Annotated in this window: 25 protein-coding genes; 24 read left to right on the top strand and 1 reads right to left on the bottom strand. The window is 50.7% G+C overall.

Features of this window, described 5'->3' with window-relative positions:
- The first annotated feature begins 71 nt into the window (after positions 1–71).
- The 22 genes from yfmF (at position 72) to PGL01S_RS16880 (ending at position 22,728) form a co-directional block, all read left to right on the top strand.
- Entirely contained in the window at positions 72–1,394 is a 1,323-nt protein-coding gene (yfmF, locus tag PGL01S_RS16985; RefSeq protein WP_127495775.1) for an EF-P 5-aminopentanol modification-associated protein YfmF, read from the top strand.
- A 5-nt stretch (positions 1,395–1,399) separates the two neighbouring features.
- The gene (yfmH, locus tag PGL01S_RS16980; protein WP_127495774.1) at positions 1,400–2,695 is read left to right on the top strand and encodes an EF-P 5-aminopentanol modification-associated protein YfmH; all 1,296 of its coding nucleotides are present in this window, start codon (positions 1,400–1,402) and stop codon (positions 2,693–2,695) included.
- 17 nt (positions 2,696–2,712) lie between these two features.
- Positions 2,713–3,441 (top strand): elongation factor P 5-aminopentanone reductase, encoded by a 729-nt coding sequence (gene ymfI / locus PGL01S_RS16975; RefSeq protein WP_236013169.1) that lies wholly within the window; start codon positions 2,713–2,715, stop codon positions 3,439–3,441.
- A gap of 100 nt (positions 3,442–3,541) precedes the next feature.
- Complete coding sequence (locus PGL01S_RS16970) at positions 3,542–3,793, top strand: DUF3243 domain-containing protein (protein WP_127495772.1); 252 nt, start codon at positions 3,542–3,544, stop codon at positions 3,791–3,793.
- A gap of 148 nt (positions 3,794–3,941) precedes the next feature.
- The gene (locus PGL01S_RS16965; RefSeq protein WP_127495771.1) at positions 3,942–4,715 is read left to right on the top strand and encodes a DUF3388 domain-containing protein; all 774 of its coding nucleotides are present in this window, start codon (positions 3,942–3,944) and stop codon (positions 4,713–4,715) included.
- 18 nt (positions 4,716–4,733) lie between these two features.
- Positions 4,734–5,654, top strand: a complete 921-nt coding sequence (locus tag PGL01S_RS16960; RefSeq protein WP_127495770.1) for a helix-turn-helix domain-containing protein — start codon at positions 4,734–4,736, stop codon at positions 5,652–5,654.
- A gap of 53 nt (positions 5,655–5,707) precedes the next feature.
- Positions 5,708–6,199, top strand: a complete 492-nt coding sequence (locus tag PGL01S_RS16955; protein ID WP_127495769.1) for a YajQ family cyclic di-GMP-binding protein — start codon at positions 5,708–5,710, stop codon at positions 6,197–6,199.
- A 206-nt stretch (positions 6,200–6,405) separates the two neighbouring features.
- Positions 6,406–6,984: a CDP-diacylglycerol--glycerol-3-phosphate 3-phosphatidyltransferase gene (gene pgsA, locus PGL01S_RS16950; protein ID WP_127495768.1), complete on the top strand. Its 579-nt coding sequence runs from the start codon at positions 6,406–6,408 to the stop codon at positions 6,982–6,984.
- 92 nt (positions 6,985–7,076) lie between these two features.
- Entirely contained in the window at positions 7,077–8,327 is a 1,251-nt protein-coding gene (locus tag PGL01S_RS16945; protein WP_127495767.1) for a competence/damage-inducible protein A, read from the top strand.
- A gap of 285 nt (positions 8,328–8,612) precedes the next feature.
- Positions 8,613–9,668 (top strand): recombinase RecA, encoded by a 1,056-nt coding sequence (gene recA / locus PGL01S_RS16940; RefSeq protein ID WP_127495766.1) that lies wholly within the window; start codon positions 8,613–8,615, stop codon positions 9,666–9,668.
- A 79-nt stretch (positions 9,669–9,747) separates the two neighbouring features.
- Positions 9,748–10,428, top strand: coding sequence for a regulatory protein RecX (locus PGL01S_RS16935; protein WP_127495765.1), 681 nt, complete (start codon positions 9,748–9,750; stop codon positions 10,426–10,428).
- Positions 10,429–10,609: 181 nt separating this feature from the next.
- Positions 10,610–12,151 carry a ribonuclease Y gene (gene rny, locus PGL01S_RS16930; RefSeq protein ID WP_015844954.1) on the top strand — a complete coding sequence of 514 codons (1,542 nt, stop codon included), beginning with the start codon at positions 10,610–10,612 and terminating at the stop codon, positions 12,149–12,151.
- Between the two features lie 73 nt (positions 12,152–12,224).
- On the top strand, positions 12,225–13,022 hold the full coding sequence (locus PGL01S_RS16925; protein ID WP_127495764.1) for a TIGR00282 family metallophosphoesterase: 798 nt from the start codon (positions 12,225–12,227) through the stop codon (positions 13,020–13,022).
- Positions 13,023–13,161: 139 nt separating this feature from the next.
- Complete coding sequence (locus PGL01S_RS16920; protein ID WP_005550495.1) at positions 13,162–13,422, top strand: stage V sporulation protein S; 261 nt, start codon at positions 13,162–13,164, stop codon at positions 13,420–13,422.
- A gap of 109 nt (positions 13,423–13,531) precedes the next feature.
- Positions 13,532–14,476: a dipeptidase gene (locus tag PGL01S_RS16915; RefSeq protein ID WP_127495763.1), complete on the top strand. Its 945-nt coding sequence runs from the start codon at positions 13,532–13,534 to the stop codon at positions 14,474–14,476.
- A 198-nt stretch (positions 14,477–14,674) separates the two neighbouring features.
- Complete coding sequence (locus tag PGL01S_RS16910) at positions 14,675–16,408, top strand: 2-oxoacid:acceptor oxidoreductase subunit alpha (RefSeq protein ID WP_127495762.1); 1,734 nt, start codon at positions 14,675–14,677, stop codon at positions 16,406–16,408.
- Between the two features lie 2 nt (positions 16,409–16,410).
- A complete protein-coding gene (locus tag PGL01S_RS16905) occupies positions 16,411–17,277 on the top strand; it encodes a 2-oxoacid:ferredoxin oxidoreductase subunit beta (protein WP_015844950.1) in 867 nt (288 codons plus the stop codon).
- 84 nt (positions 17,278–17,361) lie between these two features.
- Complete coding sequence (gene pduL / locus PGL01S_RS16900; RefSeq protein ID WP_127495761.1) at positions 17,362–17,937, top strand: phosphate propanoyltransferase; 576 nt, start codon at positions 17,362–17,364, stop codon at positions 17,935–17,937.
- Between the two features lie 242 nt (positions 17,938–18,179).
- Positions 18,180–19,757, top strand: coding sequence for a tRNA (N6-isopentenyl adenosine(37)-C2)-methylthiotransferase MiaB (gene miaB, locus PGL01S_RS16895; protein WP_127495760.1), 1,578 nt, complete (start codon positions 18,180–18,182; stop codon positions 19,755–19,757).
- Positions 19,758–19,788: 31 nt separating this feature from the next.
- Positions 19,789–20,274, top strand: a complete 486-nt coding sequence (locus tag PGL01S_RS16890) for a YlbF/YmcA family competence regulator (RefSeq protein ID WP_127495759.1) — start codon at positions 19,789–19,791, stop codon at positions 20,272–20,274.
- A gap of 152 nt (positions 20,275–20,426) precedes the next feature.
- Positions 20,427–21,590: an iron-containing alcohol dehydrogenase gene (locus PGL01S_RS16885; RefSeq protein ID WP_127495758.1), complete on the top strand. Its 1,164-nt coding sequence runs from the start codon at positions 20,427–20,429 to the stop codon at positions 21,588–21,590.
- A 118-nt stretch (positions 21,591–21,708) separates the two neighbouring features.
- Complete coding sequence (locus tag PGL01S_RS16880; protein ID WP_127495757.1) at positions 21,709–22,728, top strand: S66 family peptidase; 1,020 nt, start codon at positions 21,709–21,711, stop codon at positions 22,726–22,728.
- 78 nt (positions 22,729–22,806) lie between these two features.
- Here PGL01S_RS16880 and PGL01S_RS16875 read toward each other — a convergent pair whose 3' ends face one another.
- Positions 22,807–23,424 (bottom strand): biotin transporter BioY, encoded by a 618-nt coding sequence (locus PGL01S_RS16875; RefSeq protein ID WP_127495756.1) that lies wholly within the window; start codon positions 23,422–23,424, stop codon positions 22,807–22,809.
- 113 nt (positions 23,425–23,537) lie between these two features.
- Here PGL01S_RS16875 and PGL01S_RS16870 point away from each other — a divergent pair, with 113 nt between their 5' ends.
- A complete protein-coding gene (locus PGL01S_RS16870) occupies positions 23,538–24,383 on the top strand; it encodes an ATP-binding cassette domain-containing protein (protein ID WP_127495755.1) in 846 nt (281 codons plus the stop codon).
- The coding region (locus tag PGL01S_RS16865) for an energy-coupling factor ABC transporter ATP-binding protein (RefSeq protein ID WP_164775498.1) at positions 24,380–25,109 on the top strand (730 nt) is incomplete at its 3' end. The genes PGL01S_RS16870 and PGL01S_RS16865, both read left to right, overlap by 4 nt.

Here is a 25,109-nt window from a genome sequence, read left to right as displayed (position 1 = left end):
CCTTTCTGCCTTGGGCAGGCAGGTTGCTTCTTCCATTTCGTATCGGTTAGAATGGTATAGGAAGCAAGAAAATGGAATACATTACTATATTCCATTTTACTCGGAAGGAGCAAACGGAAGTGACATTATTCGAAAGAGGGCAAATAGGCCGGATCAGGCTGCATGTAATGCCAACAAAACGTTTCAAGACGTTTGCGATATCGCTGTTCGCAGGACTGCCATTATCTGAAAACGCTGTAACCAAAACCGCGCTAGCCCCGTTTGTATTGCGTCGAGGCACGGTATCCACGCCCGAGACCAAGGCTTTCCGCGAAAGGCTGGATGATTTGTACGGCGCCGGATTCGGCTTTGATGTATATAAAAGAGGCGATTCTCAAATCGTTCAATTCCGCATGGACGTTATCAACGATCATTTCGTATCGTCCGATGTGCCGTTATTAAGTTCGTCCTTGCGATTCCTTGGCGAAGTAGTAACGGAGCCGGTAACGGAAGACGGCGTGTTCCGCCGCAAGTATGTAGATGCGGAGAAGCAGACGTTGACGAAACGGCTGGAATCCATTGTGAACGATAAAATCCGATATGCGGCTGAGCGCTGCATGGAAGAGATGTGTGCCGGTGAGCCTTACCGTCTTCATCCGCTCGGCAAGCTGGAGGAAATCGGCTCCATTACGCCGGAATCTTTATATAGTCAATACAAAACGTGGCTAAGCGAAGCCGCATTTGATTTATACGTCGTTGGCGATACAACAATGGAGGAGGTTGCCGCGCTTGCAAAAGAAGCTTTCCGCATTGAGGATGGCAGTCCTGCAAGCTATTCAACTCCTTCTATTGCCCATGAAGTCCGCAACGTCAAAACCGTTGTGGAACGCATGGACGTCAACCAGGGCAAGCTGAATATGGGACTGCGCACGAATGTCGGCTATGGCGACGAAGACTACGCCGCTTCCTTAATGTATAACGGCATTCTGGGCGGTTATCCGCATTCCAAGCTGTTTTTGAACGTCCGGGAAAAAGAAAGCCTTGCTTATTACGCTGCATCCAGATTGGATGGACATAAAGGCTTGCTCACGATTCAATCGGGCATCGAGATTGCTAACTATGAGAAGGCCGTCACCATTATCAAGGAGCAGCTGGAGAGCATGCGTCAAGGCAATCTCTCCGACCTCGAGATGAATCAGACAAAAGCGATGATAGCGAATCATTTGCGGGAGCTGCAGGATTCCGCTTACGAGATGATCGCTTATGACTTTAATGCCGTGCTATCGGGCAAAGAACGAACGGCACAGCAGCTGCTTGACCAGATTGAAGCGGTAACGGCAGAGGACATCGTGCGGGTTGCGGCATTGGCGCAGCTTGATACGATTTACTTCTTGCGCGACCAGAAGGAGGCATGACGGCAATGGAGACACTCGACTATAAAGGCGTTCAGGAAACGCTATACCGCGAAGTGCTGGATAACGGCCTCGAAGTGATCGTCTTGCCGAAGGAAGGCTTCCAGAAGACTTACGCTACCTTTGCGACCAAGTACGGCTCCGTCGATAACAAGTTTGCCGTAGGCGATCAGGAGCCGGTACGCGTGCCGGACGGGATTGCCCATTTTCTGGAGCATAAAATGTTCGAAGAGCCAACCGGCGACATCTTCGCGACCTTTGCTTCGCAAGGGGCATCGGCGAACGCGTTCACAAGCTTCGACCGTACGGTGTATTTGTTCTCGGCAACGGAGCAGATCCCGGCCAATCTCGAAACCTTGATCGATTTTGTCCAGCATCCTTATTTCACCGATCAGAACGTGGATAAGGAAAAAGGCATCATCGCTCAAGAGATCAATATGTATAAAGACAATCCGGATTGGCGAGTATATTTCGGCCTGATAGACGCCATGTATCACACGCATCCGATTCACATCGATATTGCCGGTACCGTGGAGTCGATCTATCAGATCGATAAGGAAACGCTGTACCGCTGTTATGAAACGTTTTACCATCCGTCCAATATGCTGCTGTTTGTGGTGGGCGGGGTGAAGGCGGAGGAAGTGTTCGAGCTTGTCCGCAGCAATCAAGCCCGCAAGACGTTCAAACCGCAGGGGGAAATCAAACGTTTCTTCGAGAATGAGCCGGAAAGCGTTAAGGTGCCGAGGAAAGTAACGAAGCTTCCGGTATCTCTTCCGAAAGTCATGTTTGGCTTCAAGGAGAAGAAAATAGGGCTTAAGGGCGAGGCGCTGCTAAGCCACGAAGTGACTTCCAAGCTGATGCTTGACGCTTTGTTTGGCGCTAGCTCGGCTTTGTATCAGGATTTGTATGAGCAAAATTTAATCTCCGATTCCTTCGGAACGGAATTTAACGTAAGCACGGATTATGCTTTTTCGGTTATTGGCGGCGACTCGCCAAATCCGGATGAACTGCTTAGCCGAATCCGCACGGCCGTTGAAGAAGCGCTGCGCACGGGCATTGAACCTGCCGCCTTCGAACGGTCGAAGCGGAAGAAAATCGGCGGATATTTGCGGATGCTGAACTCCCCTGAAGCGATTGCCGGCGAATTTACTCGTTACCGGTTCCGCGACAGCGACATGTTTGATCTCTTGTCCCTGTACGAGAATTGCACGCTGGATCAAGTGAATGAACGGATCCGCGAGCATTTCGACTTCCAGCAGTTAGCGATTTCCATTGTCGAGAAGCCGGACGGACAGCCGGTTTAATGAAGCCTTTTAAACAAATGACGGTGTTAATAACCGGGGGAAGCCGCGGCATCGGCGCTGCTATCGCGCAGCGCTTTGCCGCGGAGGGACTTAACATCGTCATTCATTACAGGGAATCGCATGAAGCGGCTAACGAAACAGCCAGAGCTTGCATGCGCCTGGGCGCCAATGTCATGACCATCTCGGCCGACCTTCGTTCGAAGGAACAGCTCACGAGGATGAAAGAGAAGCTGGAGGCTCATGGCATGCTGCCCGATATCCTCGTCAATAACGGGGGAATCTCCCATTACGGCATGCTGATCGATGTGACGGAGCAGGAATGGGATGATGTAATGGCCGTCAATCTGAAGGGCATGTTTTTGTCCAGTCAGCTTTTTATGCCGAATATGATCTCGAACCGGTTCGGCCGGATTATTAACGTGTCGTCCATTTGGGGGATGTCTGGCGCTTCCTGCGAAGTGCTGTACTCCACGACCAAAGGAGGCATGAATGCCTTCACGAAGGCGCTTGCCAAGGAACTTGCTCCTTCCGGAGTTACCGTTAACGCGGTAGCGCCCGGAGCTGTCGATACAAAGATGATGAGCGGTTTTAACGATGAAGAGAAGGCGGCTCTTGAGCAGGAAATTCCGCTGGGCCGTTTTGGACAACCTGATGAAGTCGCTTCGCTGGTGTATTTCTTGTCCTTGCCGGAATCATCGTATATAACCGGGCAAATTATCAGTCCGAACGGCGGCTGGCATACTTAACACCCTTGATTTCGTATAATTTGTTTCGTCTCTACGCAGAATAACATTTGTTGAGTGCTACACTCTTCTTAAAATGTACTTATCCAGGAGGCGAAATAAAATGTCTAACGTTCTTTCAAGTTTCGACAATTGGAAAGAATTTTTGTCGGACCGCGTAGCACAAGCTAAAAGCAACGGGATGTCTGAGGAAACCATTCATAATTTGGCTTACGAGATTGGTTCCTTTCTCGATGAGAAGGTTGATCCTAAAAATGAGCAACAGCGTGTACTGAAGCAGCTATGGGATGCGGGCGACGAGCATGAGCGTAAAACGGTAGCCGGTCTTATGGTCAAGCTGGTCGAACAAACTTAATTGCTCGCATCTGCAGAAAAGCCTCCCAATTTGGAGGCTTTTCTGCAATGTCTGCGAATAGGTTGCAGGAATGTGACGAAAATTGTAGAATAAATTTTTATAAGCGAGTCAATCAAATGGGATTGGTGACAACAAGGGACGGTGTGAAATGGGATCAAAGCAGCAATACTACATGGAATACAAAATACATAAGAACCGACCGGGTCTACTTGGCGATATTGCATCGCTGCTCGGTATGCTTGAAGTGAACATTATGACGATTAATGGCGTAGAGGACCGTACGCGCGGCATGCTGCTTCAGACGGATGACGAAGAAAAAATCGTTCTGCTGGGCAAAATGCTCCAGAAGGTTGACAACATTACGGTAAACAAGCTTCGTACGCCTACGATCGTTGACATATTGGCCGTCCGTCACGGACGTTATATCGAACGTGACTCGGATGACCGCAAAACCTTCCGTTTTACAAGAGACGAGCTGGGCATTTTGGTCGATTTTCTCGGGGAAGTGTTTAAACGGGACGGCAATCAGGTTATTGGTTTGCGTGGCATGCCGCGTGTCGGCAAGACGGAGTCCATTATTGCGGGGAGCGTATGCTCGAACAAGCGTTGGACCTTTGTTTCGTCGACGTTGCTGAGACAAACCGTTCGCAGCCAGCTGTCCGAGGATGAAATGAATGATAACAACATCTTTATCATTGACGGTATCGTAAGCACAATCCGTTCCAACGAAAAGCACTATTCGCTGCTGCAGGAAATTATGGCCATGCCTTCGACGAAGGTCATTGAGCATCCGGATATCTTTATCAAGGAGTCGCAATACGATTACAGCCATTTTGATATGATTATCGAGCTGCGTAATACACCGGACGAAGAGATTACATACGAATCGTTTACGGCCAATTATTCGGATAATGAATTCTAGCAGAGAGGAGTAGACACCATGTCGGATTTAGGAGCGTTGCTGCGTAAAGCAAGGGAAGAGCGCGGATTAACGCTTGATGATGTTCAGGAAATAACCAAAATACGGAAGCGCTACTTAGAAGCAATCGAGAGCGGTGACCATAGCGTTTTGCCGGGAACGTTCTATTTACGCGCATTCGTGAAAAACTACTGTGATGCCGTTGGACTGGATTCGGATGAAGTTCTTCGGCTGTATCAGCATGAGATTCCTGCTTCCGTTACGGATCAGGTTGTAGAAGCAGTACCGGCGAGACAGCCAAAGCGTGTTAGAACCCGTTCTTCGGAACGGATAAGCAAGCTTGGCTTCAACATCATGATGTGGTCGTTCCTGATCCTCATCGTTGTTGTAGTCTGGGTTTATTTCGTTAATCAGAAAGCCGATAATCCAAAGGAAATCGACAATACGAATATTACGGATCAGGCTTCGCCGGCTCCGCCAAGCCAATCGCCAGATTCGTCGAACGCCGGCGGAACAACGACGCCTACGGCAACGCCTACGCCAACTCCAAGCCAATCGCCGACTACCGTGACGTTCTCGTCCAAGGTAGGCAAGGTTGATCACTATGATGTCTCGCCTGCTGGCGTGGTGCATAAAGTGGAAATCAAGATCTCCGGCGGGCCAAGCTGGACGGAAGTGCGCTCGGGCAGTTCTTCCGGCAAAGCGATTATTTCGGAGACGGCTCCCGACGGCTCAGCCTTTACGTACGACCTGGATCAACCGCTATACATTAATGTCGGGCGTGCCGACCTGAGTACCATTACAGTCGACGGCGTGCAAATTAACGACGGAGACCGTGCAGGCTCTAAGAAAATTCAGCTGAATCCCGTGCAGGGTGCCGGAGGAACCGAAGGGACATCGACTCAAAGTCCGGACAATTCATCCACGCCTGGGACACAGTAGGTACGAAGAGTCAGTAAGGATTGAATTAGATACAAAGGGAGAGTTGTCAAACAATGAGTTCTGAAAGTTCATTTGATATCGTTTCGAAGATGGATATGCAAGAGTTGAACAATGCGATTCAGCAAGCGGAGCGGGAGATTGAAACACGCTTCGACTTCAAGGGAAGCAAAAGCAGCATTAAGCTGGAGAAAGAAGAGCTCGTTGTCGTTTCCGATGATGACTTCAAGCTGGAAAGCGTTCTTGATATTTTGAAATCGAAGATGGTCAAGCGCGGCGTACCGATTAAAAACCTGGAATACGGCAAGGTGGAATCGGCCTCGGCGAGCACCGTCCGTCAGCGTATTAAGCTGAAATCGGGGATCGACCAAGATAATTCCAAAAAAATTAATATTCTGATCCGGGATTCGAAGATTAAGGTGAAAAGCCAGATTCAAGGCGACCAAATCCGCGTAACCGGTAAAAGCCGCGATGATTTGCAGGCGGTTATGGCTCTTCTCCGCGCAGCGGATTTGACCGTCGAACTGCAGTTCACGAATTACCGTTAATAAGCCTTTTCCGGCCCTTCGCTGCCTCGTCAATTCGGGCAAGAAGGGCTTTCGCTCTATGACGTTCGATATTTTGACATAGGAAATGGCATGTATTATACTTGGTTAGATAGTTTTGGAAACGATCCGGGGGACATACATATGAAAGTACAAGCAATCATGCATCAATGCAGGAACACGGCTAGACGGTCCGGGGGTGTGAACGAATGAACCTGGCAAATAGGATTACGCTGGCCAGAATTATTTTAGTGCCGATCATTATGGTATTTCTGCTCGTCAATATCGATATCAAGCCTCTTGCTTTCGGCGATGATTACTCCATTACATACAATCAGATTATAGCGGCTATAATCTTTATCATAGCGGCAAGCACCGACGGTCTCGATGGTTATATCGCCAGGAAGAACAAGATCGTAACCAACCTCGGCAAGCTTCTTGATCCACTGGCGGACAAGCTGCTTGTGGCGGCTGTACTGATCTCGCTCGTCCAAATGGATAAGCTGGCGGCATGGATGGCCATCATTATTATCAGCCGCGAATTCGCGGTTACGGGTCTGCGTCAGATTGCCTTGCTGGAAGGTAGCGTAATGGCGGCGAGCAAATGGGGCAAATGGAAAACAGCCGTACAAATTACGATGATCATTTCGCTTCTGCTTAACAACTTCCCGTTTACGTTTATCGATTTTCCGTTTGACGATATCGTAAGCTGGATTGCCGTTATTATTACGGTATATTCCGGATTCGACTATTTCTTCAAGAACAAACATTTGATACCTGTGCAATAATCAGGATCATATAAGCAACAATAAAGCATCTTTCCATTCGTGGAGAGATGCTTTTGCTTCCTAATGCTGCAGGATTCGAAGGGGGAAATCGCATGAAAGCTGAAATTATCGCAGTGGGCACCGAGCTTTTACTCGGTCAAATCGTCAATACGAACGCGCAATTCTTGTCCAGAAAACTCGCATCGCTTGGCATCGACGTTTACTTCCAGACAGTCGTCGGCGATAATCCGAATCGGATTCGCCAAGCGATCGAGATTGCCCGCCAGCGTGCCGACCTGCTTGTGTTTACCGGCGGGCTTGGTCCTACGCAGGATGATCTGACGAAGGACGTTCTTGCGGCCTATCTGAACCGCGGCCTTTCCCTTCATCAGCCTTCCATGGATAAAATCGAGCAAATGTTCGCCTCTCGCGGCATCCACATGGTAGAGAGCAACCGCAGACAGGCGCTGATGATTGACGGTAGCACCCCGATTGATAATGAAGCCGGGCTTGCCGTCGGCAACGGCCTGTCCGAAGACGGGACTCATTATTTGCTCCTACCCGGGCCTCCTCGCGAGATGAAGCCGATGATGGAAGGGCCGGCGTCGGATTGGCTCCGGTCTATTCTGGGGGCAGAAGAACCGCTTTATTCGAGACTGCTTATGTTTGCAGGGATCGGGGAATCGACGCTGGAAGCAAAGCTGATTGATCTGATCGAAGCCCAATCGGACCCTACTATCGCGCCGTATGCGAAGGAAGGCGAGGTTGCCATTCGGGTATCTACGAAAGCGGCGAACGAATCCGATGCGATAGTCAAGCTGGATCAAACCGTCGATGCGATCAAGCAGCGGGTGGGCGAGTACTTATTCGCGCAGGACGAGATTACGCTGGAAGAGCAGGTCGTGCAGCTGCTTCGGACATCGAGAAGAAAGCTTTCGACAGCCGAAAGCATCAGCGGAGGCTTGCTTGCCGAGCTTATTACCGGCATTCCCGGCAGCAGCGGGGAATATTCCGGCGGCGTTGTTACTTATACGAACGAGATGAAGCATAAGCTGCTTGGCATCCCGATGGCGCAGCTTGAAGGAGACGGGGCGCCGGGAGCGATCAGCGAATCCACGGCAGCAATGATGGCCGAACGCGTCAGACAGATCGGAGATTCCGATTTTGGCGTGTCGCTCACGGGGGTAGCCGGCCCGGCTCAAGCGGAAGGCAAGCCCGTTGGCTTGGTCTATTACGCGGTTGCCGAGAGGGGCAAGCCGACAGCCGTATTCACCGGTCATTTCTCCGGTACCCGCGCCATCATCCGCATCCGTGCGGTAAAGGCGGCCATATATCAATTGTGGCTGAGACTGCGCGAACAATAAATTGTCGGATTAGCCCGAATAATACTTGCCTGTTTGTACCATTTCCGCTATAATTGGTCTCATGCGGAAGAACCGTGGCGAAGATTACTTTGCTGCGGTTTTTTTATGTCTATTTTTAGAAGCATAACGAATCGCGCATAGTTGCCCAACAGGGCAAAAGCCGTTTCGCCATGCGTCTGGAAAGGACGTGGAAATAAAAAGACGAATGTATGTTCGAAAAAAAGCTTGGCATTTGAGCGGAAACAAGGTATCATACAATTATAAATAACGAAGGATGTGAGTAGCTTGTCGGATCGTCGTGCTGCTTTGGAGATGGCTTTACGTCAAATTGAGAAGCAATTTGGTAAAGGCTCCATCATGAAATTAGGGGAATCCACACATATGCAAGTTGAAACCGTACCAAGCGGTTCAATTGCTTTAGATATTGCTCTTGGAATCGGCGGTATGCCAAGAGGCCGTATTATCGAATGCTACGGACCGGAATCTTCCGGTAAAACAACCGTTGCGCTTCACGCTATTGCGGAAGTACAACGAATCGGCGGACAAGCTGCATTTATCGATGCGGAGCATGCGCTTGATCCATTGTACGCGAGCAAGCTGGGCGTAAATATCGACGAACTGCTGTTGTCGCAGCCGGATACGGGCGAACAGGCGCTTGAGATCGCAGAAGCGCTTGTACGAAGCGGCGCGGTCGACATTATCGTTATCGACTCGGTAGCAGCACTTGTACCGAAAGCAGAGATTGAAGGCGATATGGGGGATTCCCATGTCGGTCTGCAAGCACGTCTGATGTCGCAGGCTCTGCGTAAATTGGGTGGCGCGATCAGCAAGTCGAAGACAATCGCCATCTTTATTAACCAGTTGCGCGAGAAAGTCGGCGTTATGTTCGGTAACCCGGAAACTACGCCTGGCGGCCGTGCACTGAAGTTCTATTCCAGCGTGCGTCTGGAAGTACGCCGGATTGAGACAATCAAGCAAGGCAACGATATGGTTGGTAACCGTACGCGGATTAAAGTCGTGAAGAACAAAGTAGCTCCTCCGTTCAAGCAAGCGGAGATTGATATCATGTACGGCGAAGGCATTTCGAGAGAAGGCAGCCTTGTAGATATTGGCGTAGAGATGGATATCGTTCAGAAGAGCGGAGCTTGGTTCTCCTACAATGGCGACCGTCTTGGCCAAGGCCGCGAGAATGCCAAGCAGTTCCTGAAGGATCATCCGGAAGTGGCTGCTGTAATCGAGAGACAAATCCGCGAGCAAAGCAATTTGTCCGCTTCCGCGCAGCCTGCGAACTTCTCGCAGGATGATGACGATGACTTTGATGAGTCGGAACTTGACGATTAATAGGAATAATTAAGGAAGAAGCAGCGCCGTCCTTTCGAGGGCGGCGCTGCTTCTTTGCAATGAACGGGGTGTAACCAGGATGTTAATCGAGATTTCTGCGGTCGAGCAGGACAGCAAGGATCGTAAACGATACCATGTGTATTCAAACGGCGTGGAAGAGCCGTTGTTATCCGTCCACGAGGATCTTCTTATAAAATATACGCTGTTTAAAGGGAAGGAGCTTACAAGGGAAGCTATTGCCGAGATTGCCGAAGAGGACGAAAGATACCGGGCTTATTCGCTTGCTGTCACCTATCTTGGCGTAAAAGCAAGAACCCGCAAACAGATCGAACAATATTTGCTCCGCAAGGAATTTGAACCCGAACCAATTGCTTACGCGCTTGAACGTTTAGAATCGGAACATATTGTTGATGATGGAGAGTATGCGCGGCATTTTGCGCTGCAGCGTATCCGTTACAGTCAGAAGGGTCGCCGCTGGATCAAGCAGGAGCTGCACCAGCGCGGAGTATCGAAGCAGGCGGCTTCCGACGCGCTTGATTCCATCGATAAGGAAGACGAACTCGCATCCGCCGTGCATGCGGCGAAGAAGAAATGGCGCTCTCTCAAAGGAGAGAACAGAGAGAAACGGCAGAAGCTGATGGCCTTTTTAATGCGTAGGGGCTTTCCTTCGGATGTCGTTAAACAAGCGGCAAAAGCGGCTATAGATGAAGCGGAAATCGAGCAGGCGGATGAGGATGAAGGGCTTTTGCTTGACAATTGATTTTGCCAAAAGATAAAATAAAATTGTATTCCTTTTATATCAAATCAATTTTCCTTCCAAAAGTTGATTTGAAACGATTATTTTCGTCAATAAGTTAGAGAATCAATCGGTATGGAAACCGGCTAAAAACCTAATATCATCCCAAGCTTGCCTTGGTGAATGCAACGAGGAGGTGAACAAGATGGACCCTATTTGGACGGTGTTGATCTGTCTCGTTGTTGGCGTTATTTTCTTTGGGATTGGTTATTTTATTCGTAAGTCGATTGCCGAGGCCAAGATTTCCAGCGCTGAGCAAGCTGCTGTTCAAATCGTAGAGAATGCGAAGAAGGAAGCAGAAGCCCAGAAGAAAGAAACGGTGCTCGAAGCAAAAGATGAAATCCACAAACTCCGTACGGAGGCTGAAAAAGACATCCGTGAGCGGCGTAACGAGTCCTTGCGTCAAGAAAGACGCTTGCTCCAGAAAGAGGAGTCGCTGGATAAAAAGATAGAAGCGCTTGAACGCAAAGAAGAATTAGTGGCCAACAAAGAGAAACGGATCGATGAAACACAAGAACAAATTGAATCCATTTACAAGCAGCAGCTTAGTGAATTGGAGCGCATCTCCAGCTTGACCATGGAGGATGCGAAATCGATTATTTTGTCGAATGTGGAGCAGGAAGTGCGTCACGAAACAGCACAGATGATCAAAGAGATCGAGCAGCAAGCGAAAGAAGAAGCCGATCGAAAGGCGCGGGACATTATTTCACTCGCTATTCAACGATGTGCGGCGGATCACGTAGCAGAGACGACTGTATCGGTCGTTACCCTGCCTAACGAAGAAATGAAAGGCCGTATTATTGGACGTGAGGGCCGTAATATCCGTGCACTCGAAACATTGACTGGTATCGATTTGATTATCGACGATACACCGGAAGCGGTCATTCTGTCTGGCTTTGACCCGATTAGACGCGAAATTGCTCGGACTTCACTTGAGAAGCTTGTTGCAGATGGTCGTATACATCCGGCACGCATTGAAGAGATGGTCGAGAAGTCCCGTAAGGAAGTGGACGAGCGGATTCGCGAATACGGCGAGCAAGCTACTTTCGAAGTTGGGGTTCATGGTTTGCACCCTGATTTGATTAAAATTCTGGGACGTCTCAAGTACCGGACAAGCTACGGTCAGAACGTACTGAAGCACTCGATGGAGGTTGCTTATTTGACCGGCCTTATGGCTGCAGAGCTTGGCGAGGATATCACGCTTGCTAAGCGCGCAGGTCTTCTGCACGATATCGGCAAGGCGCTTGACCACGAGGTTGAGGGCTCGCACGTTGAGATCGGCGTAGAGCTGGCGAAGAAGTACAAGGAGCATCCTGTTGTCATCAACAGTATCGCTTCCCACCATGGCGATGTTGAAGCGACTTCCGTTATCGCAATGCTGGTGGGAGCAGCAGACGCCTTGTCTGCCGCACGTCCAGGCGCACGGCGCGAGACGCTTGAAACGTACATCAAACGCCTGGAGAAGCTGGAAGATATCTCGGAGTCGTTCGACGGCGTAGAGAAGTCTTTCGCCATTCAAGCGGGACGCGAAGTCCGTGTTATGGTTCAACCTGAGAAGATTGACGATACGGAAGCATTCCGGCTTGCACGCGATATTACGAAGAAAATCGAGAGTGAACTCGATTATCCGGGACATATTAAAGTTACGGTTATTCGTGAGACCCGTGCAGTTGAATACGCGAAGTAGATCGCAAGCAAATAGCAAGAACGAAAAGTGGCTGCTTGTCAGCCACTTTTTTGCATACTAAAGGAGTGGCAGAGTGAACGTATTATTTATTGGAGATATCGTAGGAAGCGTTGGACGCAAAGCACTAAAGCAGGTGCTTCCGGCACTCAGAAGCAAATACAACCCGCATATTATTATCGTGAACGGCGAGAACGCCGCAGCTGGCCGCGGCATTACGGCTGCGATTGCGCGCGAGTTTTTCGAATGGGGCGTTCACGGCATTACGATGGGCAATCATACTTGGGACAATAAAGATATCTTTGAATGGATTGACGATGAGCCGCGCATTGTGCGTCCGGCCAACTTCCCGGAAGGCACTCCAGGCCAAGGACACGCGCTTATTAAAGCCAATGGCAAGCAACTGGCGATTATTAATTTGCAAGGCCGGACATTCCTGCCTCCGATTGACTGCCCGTTCCGGAAAGCAGAAGAGCTGGTTGCGCTGGCAAAAGAGAAAACGAAAAACATACTGGTGGATTTCCATGCGGAAGCGACCTCCGAGAAAATTGCAATGGGCTGGCATTTGGCCGGTCAGGCGTCAATCGTTGTGGGAACGCATACGCATGTGCAAACGAACGATGACCGGATTCTGCCGGGCGGCACCGCTTATTTAACGGATGTAGGCATGACAGGGCCTCGCGATGGCGTTCTGGGCATGGAACGCAACGCTGTACTGCACAAATTCTTGACTCAGCTGCCAACACGCTTTGTGGTGGATGAAGGGGATTGGCATTTGCATGCGGTGTCGGTTCAGATTGACGACGCAACGGGGCAAGCGACCAAAATCCAGAAAATTCGCCTTACCGAAGACGACTGGCTGCTCATGCAGTAGTTATATGAATATTCTAAAAGTTTAGCCAATTCAGAATTGATATGAAAGTTATTGCGGGCGTAGCAGGAATTTTTTAACCTCTCTCGAATACTATCTAAATAGTGGAATCCATCCATCATTCCCGAGGAGGTCCTTTTTCATGGAAGTATTAAAAGTTTCAGCAAAGTCCAATCCAAATTCCGTTGCAGGTGCGCTGGCCGGAGTTTTGCGTGAACGCGGCGCCGCTGAATTGCAAGCCATCGGGGCGGGTGCACTCAATCAAGCGATCAAGGCAGTAGCGATTGCTCGCGGATTCGTAGCTCCGAGCGGGGTGGATTTGATTTGTGTACCGGCATTTACTGACATTGTTATTGATGGAGAAGACCGAACAGCGATAAAACTGATTGTTGAACCTAGGTAACATCTAACCAAGCAAGGCTGGATTTTACCGGGTATTGAAACCTGTTTACGAAGTAGACAGGTTTTTTGCTTTGTTGAAGCTGGCGGAGTAAGCGGAGAGGTGATCGAAGGTGTCCTTTGGCGTTGCGGATTTTCATTGCGATGTATTGAGCAAACTGCTTGTGCATCCCCATCTGACTTTTCAAAAAAGTGAACCGGGTATGCTGGACGTAACATATGAACGGTTAAAGGAATCGGGTGCCGTCCTTCAAACCTTTGCGGTGTACATACCGGAGAAGCTGAACGGCTCTATCGAGCCTATATTAGAGTGCATCGACCATTTCTACCAGAAGGTCCTGACTTGTCCGGATATGATGCTGATCCGCAATCAATCCGATCTGACAGCAAGCCTCGCTTCCGGCAAAATAGGCGCTTTGCTCTCGCTGGAAGGCGTTGACGGTCTTCAGGGCAGCATACCGATTCTAAGGCTCCTGCACCGCCTTGGCGTTCGTGCGGCAGGATTGACTTGGAACCATGCGAACTGGGCCGCAGACGGCGTTATGGAGCCGCGTGGAGGCGGTCTGACAGCCAAGGGGAAGGCGTTTGTCGCCGAATGCGACAAACTGGGCATACTGGTGGATGTATCCCACCTGTCGGAACGAGCATTCTGGGATGTCGCGGATTTGGCCGAGAGAACAATTATTGCCTCCCATTCCAATGCGAAAGCGATTCTCAATCATCCCCGCAATCTGACGGATGACCAGATAAAGGCTATTATCGCGCTGCAGGGACTCATCGGCATAACCTACGTGCCATGGTTTGTGGCGGAAGGGGAGCAGGTATCGGTTGACCATGTGTTACGGCACGTCGATCATGTCGGCGGACTAGGCGGGGAGCATCATATCATGCTTGGCTCCGACTTTGACGGAATCGACAAATATGTGAACGGACTGACCCATCCCGGAGAAGTGTACAGGCTGCGCGAAGCGCTGCTCAAAAACTACACGGTGGAGCAGACCAAGCGGTTTCTGTCGGGTAATGCGCTTTCATTTTTGAACGAAAATCTGCCGGAATAGCAAGCGACTCGCAACAGATCTGAATACGGTATATAAACAATCGAAAATGATTATCATTCATTAAACGTTTACATCTTGCATTTTTCAAACCGCACCTTTACACTTGGTTTGACTGTTCATTCATTATATAAATTATTGTTGGATATTGCCCTTAGTAATGTACGCGGCTTAAGCCATCAAAAAGAGGAGATGGGCGTTTTGATTAGTCAATTGTCTTGGAAGATCGGAGGGCAACAAGGGGAAGGCGTCGAAAGTACGGACCGTATTTTTTCCACGGCGCTTAACCGGCTTGGGTATTATCTTTACGGATATCGTCATTTCTCGTCTCGAATCAAAGGCGGACATACAAATAATAAAATTCGAATCAGCACATACCCGATCCGGGCGATCTCCGATGATCTGGACATCCTCGTGGCGTTCGACCAAGAAAGCATAGATTTGAATGCAAAAGAGCTTCGCAGCGGCGGTGTTATCGTGGCAGATGCGAAGTTTAATCCCGTTGTACCGGAAGGTATAGACGCGCGACTGTTCGCTGTTCCGATTACGGCGATGGCGGAAGAGCTTGGTACTTCCCTGATGAAGAACATGGTTGCTTCAGGCGCATCCTGGGCTTTGCTCGGTTTGCCTCTTGAGGTATTTAATAAAGCGGTAGAAGAAGAGTTCGGACGCAAAGGCGCGGCTGTCGTCGAGAAAAATATCGAGGCGGTAAAACGCGGCGCCGAGTTCGTGTTGGAGCAAGCGGGCGGACCGCTTAACGAGTTCAAGCTGGATGAAGCGGACGGCCGTCAGAAGCTGTTTATGATCGGCAACGAAGCGATTGGCCTCGGCTCTCTGGCTGCAGGCTGCCGTCTGATGTCCGCTTATCCAATCACGCCGGCATCCGAAATCATGGAATACCTCATTAAGAAGCTGCCGGCGCTTGGCGGTACCGTCGTTCAGACGGAGGACGAAATCGCGGCGGTAACGATGGCGATTGGCGCCAACTATGCGGGCGTGCGCACAATGACGGCTTCCGCGGGTCCCGGTCTGTCCTTGATGATGGAGGCTATCGGTCTTGCCGGCATGACGGAAACTCCGCTTGTTATCGTGGATACGCAGCGCGGCGGCCCATCGACGGGTCTGCCCACCAAGCAGGAGCAATCCGACCTTAACGCAATGGTATACGGTACGCACGGAGAGATCCCGAAGATCGTTATCGCTCCCGCGTCTATCGAAGACTGCTTCTATGATATGATTGAAGCCTTCAACCTTTCGGAGCAATATCAAGTGCCGGTTATCGTGATGACCGACCTTCAGCTGTCGCTTGGCAAGCAATCCTGCGAGCCGTTTGATTTCCAATCGATTCAAATCAATCGCGGCAAGCTTATTGAGGAAGCGCCGGAACTGGAAGCCCAGCAGCTGTTCAAGCGTTACGAATTGACGGAAGACGGCGTATCGCCGCGCGTACTGCCTGGCGCTAAGCACGGTATTCACCACGTTACCGGAGTGGAGCATGACGAAACGGGCCGTCCTTCCGAGAGCGCGGTTAACCGCCAGAATATGATGGATAAACGACTCAACAAGCTGAACGGCTTGCAAATTCGCGACGGTCTTCGCATCGATGCGGCTAACGAAACGCCGGATCTTCTGATTATCGGCATGGGTTCTACGGGCGGAACGATCGATCAAGCCCGCGAATGGCTCGCTAAAGACGGAATTACGTCGAATCATATTACGATCCGTCAAATTCATCCGTTCCCGACGGAGCAGCTGATTCCTCACCTGCAGCAAGCGAAGAAGGTGGTTGTAATCGAGAATAACGCAACCGCGCAGCTCGCCGGCCAAATTAAGATGCATGCAGGCTTCGCGGAGAAGATCCGCAGCCTGCTGAAATATGACGGTAATCCGTTCCTGCCATCCGAAGTTTATAAAGCGTGCAAGGAGTTGGACTAATCATGGCAACATTTAAAGAGTTTCGAAATAATGTGAAGCCGAACTGGTGCCCGGGCTGCGGAGACTTCTCCATCCAAGCCGCTATTCAGCGCGCTGCGGCAAACGTGGGCCTTGAGCCGGAAGAGCTTGCGGTGATTTCGGGTATCGGCTGTTCCGGCCGTATTTCCGGTTATATCAATGCTTACGGCCTTCACGGGATTCACGGTCGCGCATTGCCTATCGCGCAAGGCGTTAAGCTTGCCAACCGCGAGCTGACCGTTATCGCATCGGGCGGCGACGGAGACGGGTTCGCGATCGGGATGGGCCATACCGTTCATGCCATTCGCCGCAACCTGAATATTACGTATATCGTAATGGATAACCAGATCTATGGTCTGACTAAAGGCCAGACATCGCCCCGCAGCGCGGAAGGATTCAAAACGAAGTCGACGCCTGAAGGATCGATCGAGTCAACGCTGTCGCCGCTTGAGATTGCGATGTCGGCCGGCGCTACGTTTGTTGCCCAATCGTTCTCGAGCGATTTGAAGCAGCTGACGGCTCTGATCGAAGCGGGCATCAAGCATGAGGGCTTCTCTCTGATCAACGTGTTCAGCCCATGCGTGACGTTTAACAAAATCAACACCTACGACTGGTTCAAACAAAACATCGTGAACCTGGAGCAGTTCCCGGATTACGATCCTTCGAACCGCATTATGGCGATGAACAAGATCATGGAAACCGAGGGCATGCTGACGGGTCTGATCTATCAGAACACGCAGCGCAAATCGTACGAGGACATGATCAGCGGTTTTGGCGCTGACGCGCTTGCGAAGCAGGAACTTTCCCTGTCGGAAGAACAGTTCAATAAACTTGTAGCCGAATTTAAATAAGTGTATGATGGGCATACGGCATTTTTATCAACTGCCGTATGTCTTTTTTTTTTACCATACATAGATACAAAGGAGTAGAAACATATGGAACAAAAAATGGTGCCCGTAGGCGTATCGGCAAGACATATTCACCTCTCTGCGGAGCATGTCGCTATATTATTCGGAGAAGGCAGCGAACTTACGGAAGCAAAACCATTGTCCCAGCCGGGGCAATACGCGGCAAACGAGACGGTTGCGGTGATCGGTCCAAAGGGCTCTTTTCCGAAAGTAAGAATTTTGGGTCCCGTACGCAAAGCTACCCAGCTGGAAGTATCGCGCACGGATGCTTTTGCCCTGGGCATTAATCCGCCTGTCAGAGAATCCGGCAATATCCAAGGATCCGCAGGCATCACGCTCAAAGGTCCAGCCGGCGAAGTTACTATCGGAGAAGGCGTTATCGTGGCGGCGCGCCACATTCATTTCCATACAAGCGATGCGGAAAAATGGGGAATTGCAGATAAGCAGCACCTGAAGGTCCGCTTCCAAGGCGAGCGCGGAGTTGTATTTGAGCAGGTTATTGCCCGCGTATCTCCGGATTTCGCGCTGGATATGCATATCGATACGGATGAAGCGAATGCAGCTGGCATCAAAAACGGCGATACGGCTGAAATCATCGAATAGGAGCCTGTCATAGGCGGATATAAAAGGCTGGCAAGCGGTCCCGTACCGTTGTCGGCCTTTTTTTGAATTCTAAGGACTGAAACGCGCCCCCGCCTGAGGACGGCGACAGCCGTTCACCATACGTTGCCTGCATGAAATGGATATCCTTGCTATAGTTGTGCTATAATTTTTTAATGGGCAAAGATATGTTTGAATAAAAAGGAAATCCGCAATATTTCATGTAGAGGGAAGTGTGAACAACCATGTCAAAGGGGAACACGGCAGCTCAATCCGACAAGGTTAAAGACTATTCCAAATACTTTGACTTCTCGGATGCTAAAGTGCTAAGCGAGGAAGACGGGGTAACGACCTACCGCATTAAGGGCAGGAACGTACAAATTAACTCCACTCCGAACTATAAAGACGAAAAGAAACGCGGAAAAGAAGATATAGAGGTACATTACGATTTCTCGATTCCGGAGGAGCTGCAAAGCATCGGCAAAGGGAAATTCTACTTGATACAAACGTACGGCTGCCAAATGAACGAACATGACACGGAAGTGATGAAGGGCATGTTCGAAGAGATGGGTTATACCGGAACCGAAGACCGCATGCAGGCGGACGTCATTCTTCTGAATACTTGCGCGATCCGCGAGAATGCCGAGGATAAGGTGTTCGGTGAGCTTGGGCATCTCAAAACCTTGAAGCTGCAAAAGCCGGACCTTCTGCTGGGCGTATGCGGCTGCATGTCGCAGGAAGAGTCGGTGGTGGGCAAAATTCTTCAGAAGCATGCTTTTGTGGATATGATCTTCGGCACGCATAACATTCACCGTCTGCCGCATCTGCTGCAAAACGCGTATTTCAGCAAAGAAATGGTTGTTGAGGTATGGTCCAAGGAAGGCGACATTATCGAGAATATGCCGAAGAAACGGGACGGCATGCGTGCGTGGGTGAACATTATGTACGGCTGCGACAAGTTCTGTACGTACTGCATCGTACCTTACACGCGCGGCAAAGAGAGAAGCCGAAGGCCGGAGGATGTCATTGCGGAAGTGCGCGAGCTGGCACGCCAGGGCTTCAAAGAGATTACTTTGCTAGGTCAAAATGTTAACGCCTACGGGAAGGATTTTGAAGACGTCACTTATCGCTTTGGCGATTTGATGCATGACATTTCAAAGATCGATATTCCGCGTATCCGCTTCACGACAAGCCATCCTCGGGATTTCGACGATCATCTGATCGAGGTGCTGGCGCAAGGCGGCAATCTGGTTGAGCATATTCATCTGCCGATTCAATCGGGCAGCACGGAAGTGCTGAAGCGGATGAGCCGGAAATATTCCAGGGAGCAAATTTTTGAGCTTGCAGCGAAAATTAAACGGGCGATTCCGAATGTGTCTCTCTCAACGGACATTATCGTAGGGTTCCCGGGCGAGACGGACGAACAGTTCGAGGATACGATGACCTTGGTCCGCCAGGTTGGCTTTGATTTTGCCTATACCTTCATCTATTCGCCGCGCGAAGGCACGCCGGCTGCAGGTATGGAAGATAACGTGCCGATGGAAGTGAAGAAGAATCGCCTGAAGCGGCTGAATGAGCTGATGGCCGAGCTTGGCCGCAGAAGCAATGAGCGGATGGAAGGCGAGATTGTCGAAGTGCTCGTGGAAGGCGAGAGCAAGAACAATCCGAATATTCTGGCCGGCCGGACGCGCACGAATAAGCTGGTGCACCTGGAAGGTCCAATAGAATGGATCGGACAATTTATACATGTTCGTGTAACGGAAGCAAAAACATGGTATATTAAAGCAGAACCCTTGGCGAACTCCGCCAGCAACGTATCCTAGAAGCGACTCAAATTAGTGGGAGAGATGATAGATGTCCGAACAACAGACTGCAGTTAATTCGCACCACCATCATGACCATGACCATGAACATGGTTGCAATGTTCCGAAATTCAATACCCGCGATTTCCTGGTCCGTGAAGATATTATGCACAAGGCGAAGGAACTGGCGGATCTCATCTTTACATCCGAGGAAGTCCAGCAGTACCGGCGTGCCGAGAAGCAGATTCAAGGCAATGATCGCGTTCAATCGCTGATCGCCCTTATTAAGAAGAAGCAAAAAGAAGTCGTTGCATTCGAAACAACGTTCAAAAACGAGCAAATGGTGAAGAAGATCGAAGGCGAAATGGAGACTCTTCAGGACGAGCTGGACGGCATTCCGATCGTATCGGAGTTCCAGCAAAGCCAATCGGACATCAACTATTTGCTGCAGCTTGTTATTTCGATCGTGCGCGATACGGTATCCGAGAAAATCAATGTCGAGGACGCTACGGTAGAAGCGCCGGCTGAATGCGACTAGAATAAAGAGAGAGGCGGTCTGAATCAGAACGCTTCTCTTTATTTTTCCCTATTGTTTTTGGCGGAGACGCTCATAATATAGACGGGATTGTGCCAAAATGAATTGTCGGAACATTTGTGCCTACAAACCAATTAGAAGAGGAGAAATACGACATGAATCCATTTACATACTATAATCCGACCCGCCTTCACTTTGGTGAAGGACAATTGAAGCAGCTACCCGCCGAAGCGGCAAAGCTGGGCAAACGCGTTCTGCTTGTTTACGGCGGAGGAAGCATTAAGCGAAACGGTCTATACGAGCAGGTACTGGCTAAGCTGGATGAAGCGGGTTGCACGGTTACCGAATTAAGCGGCGTTGAACCTAACCCTCGTCTGTCGACCGTGCACCGCGGCGCCGAGCTATGCCGCTCCGAGTCGATTGACTGGGTGCTGGCCGTCGGCGGAGGCAGCACGATTGACTGTGCGAAAGCCATTATTATTTCGGCGAAATACGAGGGCAGCTTCTGGGATGTCGTAACGCGCAAAGCGAAGCCGGAGGCAGCACTTCCGCTTGGCACCGTGCTTACGCTTGCGGCAACGGGCTCCGAGATGAACTCCGGTTCGGTTATTACCAATCAAGATACGCTTGAGAAGCATGGCTGGGGCAACGTACTGGCTTATCCGACGTTCTCCATCCTTGATCCGGCATTTACGGCTAGCGCGCCAAAAGACCATACGGTATATGGCATGGTGGATATGATGGCTCACGTATTGGAGCAATATTTCCATCATGATGCGAATACTCCGGTGCAAGACGGCTTCTGCGAAACGATTCTGCGCACCGTCATTGCGACAGCTCCTGGTCTTGTGAACGATTTGACGAACGTGAAGCTGCGCGAGACCATTCTGTATTGCGGTACGATGGCGCTGAACGGAACGTTGTCGATGGGCGTTATCGGAGACTGGGCGAACCATGACATGGAGCATGCGGTGTCCGCGGTGTACGATATTCCTCACGGCGGCGGCCTCGCCATTTTGTTCCCGAACTGGATGAACTATGTGGTGGAAGATAACGTTGGACGCTTCAAGCAGTTCGCGGTAAACGTATTCGGCGTTAACGCCGAAGGCAAGGGCGATCTTGAAGTAGCCCGTGAAGGGATTGCGAAGCTGCGCGAGTTCTGGAATTCGATTGGCGCTCCGTCGCGCCTCGCGGATTACGAGATCGACGACAGCAGGCTGGAAGAGATGGCGGAGAAAACAACCGGAAGCGGTACCCGCGGCAACTTCCGCAAGCTGACGAAGGAAGATGTCGTGGCGATTTATCGCTTGTCTCTTTAAGAATATAGGCAGATCAGGCGAGAGCCTGGTCTGCTTTTTTATTTTCCGCGGGATGGAGGAATTTCCTAAATGGCTGTCGTATTCCGTATCCATAGTGCAGATCGAAAGGGGAAGTGGCATGATTCGATATCCGCAGCTTCAAAAAGGAGCCGTAATCGGGATAACTGCGCCATCATCGGGAATTGGAACGGAGCTTCACCCGATGTTGAAGCTTGCCATCGGTCGGATGGAGGACAAAGGCTATCGGATGGTACACGGGGATACGGTGTGGACGCAGCATAAAGCGAAGTCGGCGCCGGCTCCCGCAAGGGCAGCCGAATTTAACCGAATGATGCGGGATGATTCGATCGGCATGATTTTTCCGCCGTGGGGCGGAGAGTTATTGATTGAGATATTGGAGCATTTGCAATGGGAACAGCTCCCTGCAAAATGGATCATGGGTTATTCCGATATTAGCGTGCTGCTGCTGGCCGTAACGTTAACAACGGGGCTTGCTACCGCTCATGGAGCCAATCTCATTGACCAGCGGGGTGAATATGCCGACCAGACGACGGGAATGTGGGAAGAGGTGCTCTCCTTAAAAGCCGGAGAATCCATAACGCAATATTCATCGCCGTATTATCAGAAGGAATGGGATCATGATCATCCCAGCCCGTGTATTTTTCATTTGACGGAACCAACCAGCTGGAAATTAATAGCCAAAGACGAAACTGTTCAGATCAACGGGCGCTTGTTAGGGGGATGCATCGATGTTATCCGGCATTTAATCGGTACTCCTTACGGGCAAGTGAAGGATTTCCAGAACCGTTATATTAACGGCGAACCAATTATCTGGTATTTGGAGAATTGCGAACTGAATACGGTGGATATGCGCAGATCGTTAGTCCAGATGAAGCTGGCAGGCTGGTTCGACAACTGCGCCGGACTTTTATTCGGCAGAAGCGCGGTTCATCTTCCCGTTGATCAATACACCGAGGAGGATTTGTTCTCGGAGCTATACGAGGAGCTAAAGCTGCCCATCGTGTACGACATAGATTGCGGCCATGTTCCTCCACAAATTACTTTTGTTAACGGAGCCTACGCGGAGATTGAAGCGGGTAACGGAAAAGGAAAGGTAAGGCAGGTTTTCATTCCTTAACGGGGTTAAATAGTGATCATGCAAAAGCGGCTGTGCAGGATTGTACCTGGCGCAGCCGCTTTTGATTTAAGTATTTTATTATATCGTTGTATGAAGCTGGCTCTCGTTATGCCCGGAACGGATTGACGATTGAATTCTTAGAATGTATGGTTTGAGAGACAGCACGATAACGGCCGCAACAAAGGATTTGATCGCGTCACCGGGCAAGTAAGGATAACAGCCAGCTGTCATCGCTTTGCCCCAATTCAGACCCGTTACATGCATAAGCCATGGTACGCCGGGTACGTAAGTAAGGAAAGAGCCAAACAGCTCAAATACGATAAATAAAGCGATAAATCCGACTATGCGGTTACGCATAAGAGCTTCGCTGCGGAAGAGAGCTTGCGTTGCAAAACCGATCAGCAGAGCGCAGAAAGGGAAAGCAAAGATAAATCCGCCAGTTGCTCCTGTTAGAGTCTCAAGGCCACCTCTGCCGCTTAATAGAGGAAGGCCGGTTGCCGTAAGGGCTATGACGATCCAAAGCGAAATAAAGCTTTTGCGAGGGCCCAGAATGGCGCCGGCAAGCGTGACTGCAAGCGTCTGAAGGGTAATGGGCACATAGGAACCCACTTTGATCTGAATGGCGCTCATTACGATAAAGAGAGCGGCGAATAAGGCGATAAATACGGTGCTTCGAATATTACTGCTGTTGCGCATGGCGGATCGACTCCTTTAGTGATTGCGTTTTGAATGTTAACCGTTTATAGTTTATTAAGGTTAACAAATCGGATTTTAGCACAGCTTTTTCATTTGGGGAAGAGGTTGAAGGAATGTTTTCGGAAAAAAATTTGGCTGAGCTGACCAATGTGTCGGTCAAGCCGCTTACATACGGGGAGCAAATGAAGGCCCAGCCTTTTCTGTTGCGCAATGTAACGGTAACGATTGCTGCAGGGGAATGGATTAACCTGATTGGCAGAAACGGAAGCGGGAAAAGCACGCTGGCGAGGCTTATCGCCGGTTTTGGCGCTTTTCAGGTGGAAGGCAGGGTTGAGAAGGATCAATCGCGGTTCATGACGGGTCAGATTCCTATGGTGCTGCAGCAGCCGGATGCTTCCATGGTGGGGTCGACTCCCTGGGAAGATGTTGTGATGATGCTGGAGCAGCATGGCGTAGAAGGAAATAGGATAGCGGGTCTTTCTGAGAATGCCCTGCGTCAGACCGGTCTTCATGCCCGCATGCATCAACCGGTGGAAACGTTGTCCGGCGGACAGAAGCAGCTGACGGCGATTGCGGGCTGCCTAGCCGTGCAGACGCCGATGCTGATTCTGGATGAAGTAACGGCGATGCTGGACCCGGAAGCTTGTATCTATGTGATGGAAAAGGTTAGAGAGCTGAACAACCGAGGGGTAACGGTCATCTGGATTACGCAAAAGCTGGAGGAGCTTGCTTCCGGCGACCGCGTCCTGGCGCTGGAGCAAGGAGAGCTCCGGTTCGACGGAAAAGCAGAACGGCTGTTTGAACGGCGTTATTCCGGGGAAGGCAGTCCATGCGAGGAGCTGGGCTTTTCCGCTCCTTACGTTATTCAAACGGCTTGGGAGCTGGAGAAGCTTGGGATAAAGCTGCAGCCGCTGCCTATGACGCCCGAAATGCTTGCTAAGGCGGTGACTGCGGAATGAAGGACGATTGGAAGCTGAAGCAGGTATCGGTTGCCGCGGCCCATAATCCGGACAAGCTGCTGTTAAACGGAATCAACCTGATCTTCCGTAAAGGAGCGATTACTTTGCTTGTTGGTCACAACGGCTCGGGCAAATCAACGCTGCTGGAGACAATGGCGGGTTTGCGGCGTTTAACCGGCGGGCAAATCGATCAGGGCAACGAATCGCTTTGGAACAACAGAGGAAAAAAGCAGCGGTTGAATAAGGCGATTGTGATGAGAACGGGCATTGCTCTCCAGCAATCCGAATCGCAATGGTTTGCATCGACGGTACGGGAGGAATTCGATTATTCCTTGAAGCCTTACGGACTGCATGCGGAAGAGAAGGAAAGCCGAATAGAAAAAGCGATGGAGCAGGCGGGACTGCCGAGGGAGCTGCTGGAGCGCGATCCTTGGACGTTAAGCGGAGGGCAGCAGCGGAGGCTTGCCATGGCCTGCCTGATGGCATGCGAGCCGGAATGGCTGCTGCTCGACGAGCCGACGGCGGGGTTAGACGCCGACGGTATCCGCCGCTTGTGCGCGATGCTAGACGCGCATAGGGCGGCGGGGCGCGGAGCGGTCGTAGCCACGCACGACCTCGATGCGCTGCTGCCGCTCGCGGACGAGGTCGCCGTGCTTGCCGGCGGCTCCGTCCGCGAAGCGGCTTCGGCGGCGTCGTGGGCGGAGAACCGCGCCCACGACGCTGCCG

Source organism: Paenibacillus glycanilyticus NBRC 16618, assembly GCF_004000805.1.
GTDB lineage: Bacteria > Bacillota > Bacilli > Paenibacillales > Paenibacillaceae > Pristimantibacillus > Pristimantibacillus glycanilyticus.
This window is presented reverse-complemented; position numbering and strand designations above follow the sequence as displayed.